Annotated in this window: 8 protein-coding genes; 4 read left to right on the top strand and 4 right to left on the bottom strand. The window is 42.0% G+C overall.

Annotated features, from left to right (window positions below; all coding sequences use genetic code 11):
• From MUF05_05630 to MUF05_05615, 4 genes are all read right to left on the bottom strand, one after another.
• Window positions 1–1,121, bottom strand: a 1,121-nt coding sequence (locus tag MUF05_05630) for a glycosyltransferase family 2 protein (GenBank protein ID MCU0666554.1), incomplete at its 3' end; no start/stop codon positions are given.
• Window positions 1,114–2,856: an ABC transporter ATP-binding protein gene (locus MUF05_05625; GenBank protein ID MCU0666553.1), complete on the bottom strand. Its 1,743-nt coding sequence runs from the start codon at window positions 2,854–2,856 to the stop codon at window positions 1,114–1,116. The genes MUF05_05625 and MUF05_05630, both read right to left, overlap by 8 nt.
• A complete protein-coding gene (locus MUF05_05620; GenBank protein ID MCU0666552.1) occupies window positions 2,813–3,634 on the bottom strand; it encodes an ABC transporter permease in 822 nt (273 codons plus the stop codon). Before MUF05_05620 ends, MUF05_05625 begins: the two co-directional genes overlap by 44 nt.
• 38 nt (window positions 3,635–3,672) lie before the next feature.
• On the bottom strand, window positions 3,673–5,106 hold the full coding sequence (locus tag MUF05_05615) for an FAD-dependent oxidoreductase (GenBank protein MCU0666551.1): 1,434 nt from the start codon (window positions 5,104–5,106) through the stop codon (window positions 3,673–3,675).
• A gap of 123 nt (window positions 5,107–5,229) precedes the next feature.
• On the opposite strand from MUF05_05615, the gene MUF05_05610 reads away from it, so the two are divergent.
• From MUF05_05610 to MUF05_05595, 4 genes are read left to right on the top strand one after another with little or no spacing between them, the layout of a single operon-like run.
• Complete coding sequence (locus tag MUF05_05610) at window positions 5,230–6,243, top strand: glycosyltransferase (protein ID MCU0666550.1); 1,014 nt, start codon at window positions 5,230–5,232, stop codon at window positions 6,241–6,243.
• 27 nt (window positions 6,244–6,270) lie between these two features.
• Window positions 6,271–6,441 (top strand): hypothetical protein, encoded by a 171-nt coding sequence (locus MUF05_05605; protein ID MCU0666549.1) that lies wholly within the window; start codon window positions 6,271–6,273, stop codon window positions 6,439–6,441.
• A 9-nt stretch (window positions 6,442–6,450) separates the two neighbouring features.
• A complete protein-coding gene (locus tag MUF05_05600; GenBank protein ID MCU0666548.1) occupies window positions 6,451–8,052 on the top strand; it encodes a sodium:solute symporter family protein in 1,602 nt (533 codons plus the stop codon).
• Window positions 8,053–8,067: 15 nt separating this feature from the next.
• Entirely contained in the window at window positions 8,068–9,780 is a 1,713-nt protein-coding gene (locus MUF05_05595) for a thiamine pyrophosphate-dependent enzyme (GenBank protein ID MCU0666547.1), read from the top strand.
• Window position 9,781 lies beyond the last annotated feature (1 nt).

Raw genomic sequence — 9,781 nt, 5'->3', positions numbered from 1 at the left:
CCTAAGGTTGATCTGGATTCAGAAAGCTCTGTTTCTTTTTTAGCCAGCAGGTCTTTGGCCTGGGTAAGCTCTGTCTGGGCTTGAGATAATTCTTTCTGGATAGAAGAAGATTCAATTTCCCTTTTCTGTAAATACCTACTTTTTTGTTCGTAATTATCTTTAAGGGCTAGGATTTCTTTAACTAAGGCATTGTTTTCGCAATTAGTTATTTTCATTAATTCCCGCATCAATCCATCCAACGCGGATTTTACTATTTTAACATCATGGTTTTCTTGCAATTTTATAATAACGTCTGGCAGAATATCGTATATCTTCCCCAAATAATCTAGTTTATTCTGTGCTGAAAAATACCCGTTTCCCATCAAGGCGCTCTCTAATTTGTCAGGATAATGTTTTGCAATAAATAAAAGACGGTTCCTTTCAATATAGAAACGCGATAGATCATTATTTCCTGAGCCATGGAAGAAATGGTAAACAATGCTGGTAGGGACAAAAACTACTTTCCATCCGTTCTTTCTTAATCTAAAGGCCATATCCACATCTTCCATATATATTACAAAATTTTCATCAAAATGACCGATTTCCCGGAATAATTTCTTCCTATATAAAACAGCGGCACCGCACAAGCTGTCCATTTCTTCTATTTCATTGTATTTTAAATTCTCTTCCCCGAAACCTCTTTCCCCCCAATAGAAGTTCGGAAGTGCGATGTGGCCGGCATTCTGAATTTTGCCATCCGGAAGCAATAATTTAGTTCCAACTGCCCCGATTTTATTATCCGATTCAATGACTTTAAGTAGTTCTATCAACCAATTTTCTTCTACCTTTGTGTCATTATTAAGCAAGGCAACATACTCGCCCTTAGATTGTTTTATTCCAAGGTTATTCGCCTTGGCGTAATTATTTTCATTATTTTTGATTATTTTCACTACAGAAAATTCTTTGCGGGTATACTCCAATGAGTCATCGGTTGAGCCATTGTCTACTAGAATAATTTCAAATTTATCGCTAGGATATTTCATATTTAAAAGCGAGCCCAAACAGTCTTTTAGGTATTTTTCCCCATTGAGATTAACTATAATAATGCTGACAAAGGGATGCGTTTTTTTTCTTTTATTCACTTACCCTCCAATGCCACTTATGTTTTAAGAAGACTGTGCCGTGGTCTTCTTTTTCAGAAACCACGCAAAAAGAGCGCCTGCCATGGTCAAAAAATAAAAATTCATCTTGGTTTTTGTCCCAGATGCCCCACGAAACTGCGTATTTGCCAGGCAATAATGGTAGCTCATCCATGCAAATACTAAAGTTTTTATGCTTTCGCAGCGGCATCACCATCCCCTGACAATATACTCCATCTTCACGGTATATGCCTATCCATTGGTAAAGGTCTTTTTTTATAACTTCACCCAAGAGAGCACTTTCTAATCTAAATGGCTCATTGGTATAGAAAACGTCTTTTTCTTCCCCTGATGCCGCGAATAACTTTATTTCAGAAATCCTTATAGGGCTGTTTTCATGAATTTTACCCCATTTATTATCAAGCGTTTTTACATTAGGATGCCTAAAGCATGCGGCAGGGGTAGAGCGAAAGGAAAAATCCAGGAGATTATTATACTGATTTTTTCCTCTTATTTCCAGTTTGTAATATCCGCTATGATAATCAAATGCCAGCGTTTCATGTTGATCCCATATAGCTACGGAAATGCGATAAATGCCCGGCGCTAGTAATACCCGCTTTAAACGTAACTCAAACCATCCCTTGCCTTTTTTTAATTCAGGGATGTGGAAATTATCAAATTCAGTATTCGGGCCATAACAGTAAACTCCGTCTTCTCTGAATATTGCTACGCCAAAGTGGGGTTCTTTTATGTTGTCTTTTACGGTAAACTTTACATTTACTCTTAGGGGGTCACCGCTTTTTATCCAGTTTGTCCGGAAACCGATTCTGTTTAGTAGCATAACCGAATCTATCACTATTTCTTTCGCGCCAAGTTTCTTGCCCCAATTGGAAACATCATCTGCCCATTTTTTGGTATTTGTTACTAGTTTCTGCGCAGGCTTTATTGGCCCGATGGAGAATCTTTCTGTAGCCACCAGACGGCGGTATTGATTAACCGTTTCTTCCGGGCTGCCGTTGTATAGTAAACAGCCGTGGTCTAAGAGTATCGCCCTATCGCATAATCTTTCAATTAATTCCATGCCTTGGGTAGTAATAACCAAGGTTTTGCCTTCTCTGCGCAAATCAACCAGGCGCTGGAAACACTTATTCTGGAACAAGATATCTCCCACAGCAAGCACTTCATCCACCAATAGTACATCAAAATCAAGGTTAGCTACAATGCCAAAAGCAAGCCTAAGGCGCATGCCCTGAGAGTAAGTGCCCAAAGGCATATGAATAAATTCTTCTATTTCAGAAAAATCTATTATCGCCTTTAATTTATCTTCAAGTTCTTTGCGGGTGGCCCCCAGTATCGCGCCATTTAAAAAAATATTTTCTCTGCCTGATAATTCATCCTGGAATCCCACTCCAAGATTAAAAAGGCTTAAAACTCTGCCTTTAGTTTTTACCTTTCCCTCTGTGGGGGATAAAATCCCGGCAATAACATTTAAAAGGGTGGTTTTTCCCGCTCCGTTTCTTCCGATAACCCCGAATATCTGAGAGCGCAATACTTCAAACGATATATCTTTAAGCGCCCAGAAACCTTCCCGGCTGTTTTCAGCCTCTCTGTTTAAAAGCTTAAGCATGGGGAATTTTTTGGAAACGCCAGTAACTTCAACTGCTATAGCCGTTTCAGAGCCGTCCTGCTTCTTTTCAGTAAGAGAGGTAGTCATTGATTTTATTTTTGTTCTTCTCATAAAGCAGAAATCCGAATAAGCAGGTAACGACGCCAAATAAAAGCGGGATAAAAATGATAAAAGCCGCGCTCGCGTATTCTTGTGTTGGATATGGAAATCCCTTTAAGATTGCCAACCTGTATAAAGTCAGCATCCCCACAAAGGGATTAGACATATAGATACTAAATAACCCTTTTGGCAGGGTTGTTTTAACTGCTTGTAGGGTATAAAAAACAGGGGTGGAGTAGAATAAAAAAAGCAACAACGCGTCAAGAATATATTTTATGTCTCTGAATTTTACATAAACTACCGAGAAAAATACGGATAAGCCCACGGTAATCAATGCGTGCAGCAATATCACAAGTGGCAGGGCAATAAGAAATACAGATGCGCCTTTGAGCATAAGAACAGCGGTGGCTATAATAATTGCCAGTGAAGGCAAGAAATTAATCAGGTTAGCCAAGACAATGGATAGCGGTATCAGGTAATGCGGGAAATTGGATTCGCGGATAAGGTTTCGGTTCGCCATAAGGCTTGTGGTTGCCGTCAGAAGAGATTCCTGAAAGAACCCCCAGGTAAATACAGCGGTCATCAAATATAAAAAGAAAGGTGTTTCGTTTGTATTGATTTTTAGGAATACCGAAAAGATGATGTAGAAAATAACCGCGGTCAGAAAAGGAGAGAGAAATGCCCAGATAATCCCTAAAGCGACCCTGCAATAGCGGGTTTTCAGCTCTTTCAATGCAAGCTGATAAATCAAGCCGCGCCTGGCAATAATTTCCCTTAAGATGCCGTTCATGTTGAAATTATAGCATAACTTAAAAAAATATTCTTTTTTTATCTTGGCGCGCTTTCCTGGTATTCGGCGTCAATATTGATATCCCACAGTGAATACGGGGATCCGGGCAGTTTCAGATAATTGCGCGCTGATAATATGCCGCTTAACAGAGAATGATCCTGGTTGTTATATTTATGAAGCCCCGCTCTTCCGATAGAGGATAAGTTAGTAAAACAGGCAAGGCGCTTTTTTAGGGTTTCAAGAGGTTTTTGATAGCCGTTATAATAACCCGGATAGGCCTCTGTCTCTCTTGATACGAATGACTTTTCGATATCTTTTCTGTTCACAAGAGAGGTTTTTTCTATTTCATCTTTGGCTAACAGTATTAATTCCTCGTCTCTTTTTAGCCAAAATCCCTCTGTCTTAAACACAAAATATTCAACGCCCAGGGCAGTTTTATTCTGGATGCCTATCATATCTTTTGAGAAATTATTATAATTAGCAAGCCTTGCCATTTGGATTTCCGGAGATTGGATATATATCCATTGGTCCGGGAAAAGCCCGGTTTTATTGACCAGAAAATTAACCGTGATATGATCGCGGTATCGTAAGGCCTTAGCGGCTGTATTTATTTCTTCGGAATCCAGAGGTTCAAGTTTCTGGAATAAATGCGCTAAGGGGATACTTGAGAAAAAGTATTTGGCAAAGATTTGGCTTGTCTTTCCTTGGGGCCCTAAAGTTTCCACAGAGGTAATTGTATTGCCTTGGCGGTTTATTTTGGCTGCTTGTGTTTCTAAAAGGATGGTTAACCCGTTATCGCTAAGGTTCTTGCACATTGTTTCATACATTTGCCCGGTTCCCAGAACAGGAAAATCAAATTCATCCATAAGCGTTTTAATGTTTTGCCTGTTGCCTAAGAAAGCGTTCTTAATTAATTCCCAGGCATCAAGGCCTTTTATTCTTTGCGAGGCCCATTTGGATTCTATTTGCGCGCAGGGCACTCCCCAGACCTTTTCGGTATAGGTTTTGAAGAATATTTCATAAAGTTTCTTGCCGAATTTATGGGTGACCCACTCTTGGATATTCTCTGGAGATGAATTTTGGTTCAGCTGCGCCCAAATGAAAGAAAAAACAGATTCTATAGATTCCCCTAACCCAAGTTTTGATAATACATCAAATGGCTCTACGGGGTATTTAAAGAATTTGTCCCGGTAGAGTATATGGCTTATGCGTTTTACCGGAATAAAATCTTTTCCTAGGGTATTATGCCAAATTTGGTTGACCTCTTTATTCTTAGTGAAGAAGCGATGGGGGCCGGCGTCAAACCTTACCCCGCCAAGAAGGTTAGTCCGGGAAAGCCCCCCCGGAGTCTTATTTTTGTCTATTATTACGGTATCGGTTATCCCATGGCGCGCCAATTCTAAAGCAGTGCCTATACCGGCGGGCCCGGCTCCTATGATGCAGCACTGGTATTCTTGTTTTTGGTTTGCCATAAGCTTAACAAAATAATCTTGACAGCCCGGAGGTTGTGGTTTAATCTCAATAGAGATATTCTATATTTTTTTATTCTTTTGTCTATTCTTATATTTTAAAATAAAGAGAAAGGTGGTTTGTCTTTGCCTTTTCTTTCCGTAATCGTGCCTGTTCATAATCGGGCTGGCACTCTTGAAAAATGCCTGTCCGCCATCCGCCAGTCAGATTTTAAGGATTATGAGTTGTTGGTTATTGATGATGCCAGTACTGACCAGACTGCAAGTATAGCGGCTAAATTCGCGGATAAAGTAATCTCCTGCCAGAGGCATCTGGGATTGGCAGGCGTGCTTTTAAAAGGCCTGCAGAGTTCAAGCGGGCAGATTATCGTTAACATTGATTCAGACGTGGTTATTAAAGAAACCCATCTTTCTTATATTGTAAATTTCCTCTCCCAGAATCCCCGGATAGACGCCTTTACCGGAATTCTCTCAAAAGACAATCCCCACAAAAATTTTCTAAGCCAGTATAAGAATTTGTATATGCATTATATCTATCAGCTTCAGCCCCGCGAGGTAACCTTTTTATACGGCTCCATTTTTGGCCTGCGTAAAGAAATCATCGGGCTTTGGGGCAATACTGTGAAATTCTGGGCAGTGGATACTGAATTCGGGCAGAGGATTGCTTTGTCGGGAAAGAAAATCGCGCTTTTAAAAGAATTAGAGGTTAGGCATTTTAAAAAACATAATATCCGCACTTTTCTTATTAATGATTTTATGATGCCGTTTTCCTGGGCGCATCTTTTTTTTCATTATAAAGGATGGTTACAGCTGGGAAGGAGAAATACCGGATTTGCCCATGCCGGGAAAAGCTTATTGGCAAGCGTGGTTTTGGCGCCGGCCGTATTAGGCTTGTTTATCGCGCGTTTTCTTATTGCCGTGCCGGAGTCATTATTTTGGGCCTTTGCTATTTTATGGATGGGGTTAAATCTTAGATTTCTTATTTTTCTATTCCTGAACAAAGGGGTTATTTTTGGATTATTAGCTGTTCCGACGGTGTTCTTGGATAACCTGGCCATGGCAAGCGGCATTCTTTGCGGTACAATAGCTGAGGCGATATTCAGCTTGACAGCCAAAACAGCTGAAACTAAAATGGAATGAGTAATTAACCTTAACAAGGGAGGTTTTATGTTTGGGATACCAGATCCGTGGGTATGGTCAGCGTACCTGTTATGTATCTTAAGCGCGGTATTTTGTGTTTTTTATGGCATAGCGAATTGGAATAAAGGGGATGAGCCGGTTTACCCGGAAGATAAAAAATGGGTCAAGGAAGAAAAAGACGCGCAGGTAAAACTTTAAGGAGGCATAATGAATAATATGCTTGTTTTAAGCATTATAGTTCTGGTGTATCTTTTTTTAATAGCCTACCTGGGCTATTACGGCTATAAAAGGACCAAGAATGCCCTTGATTATCTGGTGGCTGGGCGCAATATCCACCCGGTAGTTATGGCGCTTTCTTACGGAGCTACTTTTATCAGCACTTCGGCGATCGTGGGTTTTGGAGGAGTGGCCGCTTTGTACGGCATGGGCCTGTTATGGCTGACATTCCTGAATATATTTGCAGGCATTATCATTGCTTTTATTATTTTCGGCAAGCGCACGCGCAAGATGGGGCATAATCTGGATGCCCATACTTTTTCGGAGCTTTTAGGCAAGAGATATCAGTCTAGTTTTATCCAGGGTTTTAGCGGTTTAGTGATATTTATTTTCATGCCGTTGTACGCGGCTGCGGTTCTTATCGGAGCGGCACGGTTTCTGGAAACAACTTTTGCCCCTCAAATTAATTACAATACCGCTTTATTGATCTATGCCCTTATTATTACCTCCTATGTGCTGGCAGGCGGGATCAAAGGGGTTATGTATACCGACGCATTCCAGGGCGCTATTATGTTCGTGGGCATGGTTGTGCTGCTTGTGTTTACCTATGTTAAGTTAGGCGGGATTGTCCCGGCGCATCAGGCGTTAACCAATATGGCTAATCTTGTCCCGGCGAAACTGGCTAATTTAGGCCATCAGGGCTGGACGCGCATGCCGGTGTTTAATTCTAATATCTGGTGGTCGCTTGTTTCTACTATTGTGATGGGAGTGGGAATTGGAGTCCTTGCCCAGCCGCAATTGGCGGTCAGGTTCATGACTGTTAAAAGTAACAAAGAAATAAACCGCGCGGTAGTGGTCGGAGGCATTTTTATTCTGGCTATGACCGGAGTGGCCTTTGTGGTGGGAGCGCTTTCTAATGTTTATTTTTACCAGCATCCGCTTTTCCAGAAGATCTCTTTGGCAGCAGCCGAAGGAAACGTGGATAAAATCATCCCCGCCTATATCAATAACGCCATGCCAACCTGGTTTGTGTATGTTTTTATGCTGACGCTTTTATCAGCGGCTATGTCTACCTCAAGTTCACAGCTGCACACATTGGGCGCTTCTTTTGGCCGGGATTTTATTGCCGGAGCGATTTTCAAGGGCAAACGCCCGCAGATAAGTGTTTTTCTTACCCGCATCGGGATCATTCTCGGAGTTTTAGCGACTGTTATCTTAGGGTATAAACTGCCCGGGAGCATTATTGCTATCGCCACCGCGATATTTTTTGGCTTATGCGCCAGCACTTTTTTGCCGGCTTACGCAGGAGCGCTTTTCTTTAAAGGCATGACCCGCATAGGGGTAATCGCAAGCATGTTCACGGGATTTTTTGCTACTCTTTTCTGGCTTTTATTCATTCACCAGAAAGAATCCGAGGCCTTGGGCTTATGTAACCTTTTATTTAATAAGCCTACTTTAGCCAGTTACCCCTGGACGGTAGTAGATCCGATAATCATAGCTTTGCCCATATCTTTTATTGCGGCTGTAGTTTTTAGCATTTTTGGCAAGAAGTATTCTAAAGACCATCTAGAGCATTGTTTTAAGCATATTTAGTTTTAGGAGATATTTATGCAGTCAGGTTTTCTCTCGGGCGACCAGGCCTTGTCTCAAGGCGCCTATGAGGCTGGACTTTTATTTGCTGCCAGTTACCCCGGGACCCCCGCCACAGAGATACTGGAGAGCCTAGCCTGTTTTAAGCAAATAGATTCCCAGTGGTCAGTTAATGAAAAGGTCGCCTATGAGGTGGCCTTGGCCTCGGCAGTTTCCGGCAGGCGCTCTCTTTATGCCTCTAAGCATGTTGGCTTGAATGTGGCTATGGATCCCCTGATGACTTCTGCCTACACCGGGATAAATGCCGGGTTTGTGGTAGTTGTTTGCGATGATCCGGGGCTGCATTCCTCGCAAAACGAACAAGACAGCCGCTTGATTGCTAAATGGGCAAAGCTGCCATTATTGGAGCCTTCCAGCCCTTCGGAAGCCAAAGACTTTGTCAAATACGCGTTTACCCTAAGCGAAGAATTTGATACCCCGGTTATCCTGCGCATGACTACTCGTGTCGCCCACACCAAGGAAAATGTGTTTTTGGGGGAAAGAAAAGAAGCGCCTGCCAGAGAATTTAAAATTGATATCCCGAAGTATGTCATGGTCCCCGGGAATGCCTATAAAAAACATATCCTTTTAGAAGAGAAAATAAATAAATTGCGTAAGCTAAGCGAAAAAAGCAAGCTTAACCGCGCAGAAATAAACGATACAAAATTAGGGTTTATTGCAACTGGCGTTGGTTATCTTTATGCCAAAGAAATGTATCCCGAAGCCTCGTTCTTAAAGCTGGGGTTTTCGTATCCTTTCCCAAGACAATTAGCAAAAGAATTTTCGGATAGCGTGAAAGATATTTTTGTTATTGAAGAGCTTGACCCGTTTCTGGAAGAAGAACTAAAAATAGCCGGGATCAATAAGATTAAAACTGCGCATCCATCTTTTAGGGTTGGAGAATTACGTCCGGAATATATTCCGGATATTGTCCAGGGCAAAGAAAGGCCTCCGGGGTTACCTGCCCCAAGAAAACCAGTCATGTGCCCGGGATGCCCGCATCGCAATGTTTTTTCGGTTTTAAAGAAATTAAAATTGATTGTTACCGGAGATATTGGATGCTATACCTTAGGCGCGCTTGCGCCTCTCGGGGCATTGCATAGCTGTCTGTGTATGGGCGCAGGGGTTACATTCTTAGAGGGTTTTACCCGGGCGCTTGGAAGAAACGTAGTGGGAGTAATTGGAGACTCCACATTTGTGCATTCCGGGATTACCGGCCTAATAAACTTAAGTTATAATAAAACCAACGCGGTTCTGGTTATTTTAGATAATTCCACTACTGCCATGACTGGCAGCCAGCCGCATCCCGCTACAGGATGCACCATAAAAGGCGAAGCCACCAAGAAGCTTATTTTAGAAGATATCTGCCGTGCCTGCGGGGCGGACAATGTGGATGTGGTTAACCCCTATGATATTGAAAGCCTTGAGAATCTGGTTAAACAGCGCTCTTCTGAAGATAAGCTTTCAGTTATTATCGCGCGTTATCCTTGTCGTTTGATAAAAAAAGATAAGGCGCCTTATCCGGAATATGACGCCGGCCTTTGCAAATCTTGTTATCTGTGTTTAGCCCTGGACTGCCCGGCGATAAAAAAGGACAGTGACGGGAAGATTAAAATAGAGATTTCTTTTTGCGCGGGATGCAACTTATGCGTAAAGACGTGTAAATTTGGCGCGCTTAAGGCCAGAGGATAAT

It is taken from the genome of Candidatus Omnitrophota bacterium (assembly GCA_025453395.1).
Taxonomy (GTDB): Bacteria; Omnitrophota; Gorgyraeia; order Gygaellales; family Profunditerraquicolaceae; genus JAlOQK01.
Note: the sequence above shows the minus strand (reverse complement) of the source record. Positions and strands in the feature narration are given on the sequence as shown.